Below are 679 nucleotides of genomic sequence, written 5' to 3'. Positions count from 1 at the left end.
GGCCGGGGGTCTCGGGGGCGGTGACGAACGCGACGTCCGCGCCGTGCACCTGCCGCATGAACACGGTGCGGCCGGGGTCGACGCCGAGCGCCTCGGCGGCGCGCCGGCGGTTGCCGAGCACGGCGGCGGGGTCGTCGCCGACCGCGCCGCCCAGGTTCAGGGAGTCGTAGGGGGGCCTGCTCGCGCCGCCGGCGCGGCCGGTGAAGGCGGCGCCGACGCCGTCGCCCAGGGCGACGGTGGTGATCACTTCAGGAAGTCGGGGACGTCGAGGTCGTCGTCCTCGTCGAACACCACGGGGCGGCGGCGCTGCCCGGAGGAGGCGGGGCCGCCGTCGCTCTCGCCCGCGTGCACGCGGGTCGAGCCCTGCTCGGTGGGCTGCCGCGGCGCGGGCGCGCGGGTGCCGGCGGACTCGCCGCCGTCCCGCTCCCCCGGCGGGCCCGCCGAGGCGTGCTCGGGCCGGGCCTGCTCGTCGCGGCCGGCCGCCCGGTCGTCGTGGCCCGGCGCGCGGTCGCCCTCGGCGCGCGGCGCCGGGGCGGGCGCGGACGCCGGCGCCGGCGGCTGCGGCGCGGCGGCGGCCTGCGCCACCGACGGCTGCGCGTCCGGCCGGCCCGCGGGCCGGCCCGGCTGCTGGCCGCCCGCCGGCTCGGCCCGCCCGACCCGGCTCGGGATCGGGTTGGCC

1 protein-coding gene and 1 pseudogene are annotated in these 679 nt (G+C 83.2%); both read right to left on the bottom strand.

Annotation, left to right across the window (positions count from 1 at the left end):
* Nucleotides 1-247, bottom strand: a 247-nt coding sequence (locus tag E1284_RS41020) for a laccase domain-containing protein (protein WP_165965639.1), incomplete at its 3' end; no start/stop codon positions are given.
* Nucleotides 244-679, bottom strand: a pseudogene (locus E1284_RS42295) (cell division protein FtsZ); the annotation flags it as partial. The pseudogene E1284_RS42295 and the gene E1284_RS41020, both read right to left, overlap by 4 nt.

The sequence above is a fragment of the Actinomadura bangladeshensis genome, from assembly GCF_004348335.1.
GTDB lineage: Bacteria > Actinomycetota > Actinomycetes > Streptosporangiales > Streptosporangiaceae > Spirillospora > Spirillospora bangladeshensis.
Note: the sequence above shows the minus strand (reverse complement) of the source record. Positions and strands in the feature narration are given on the sequence as shown.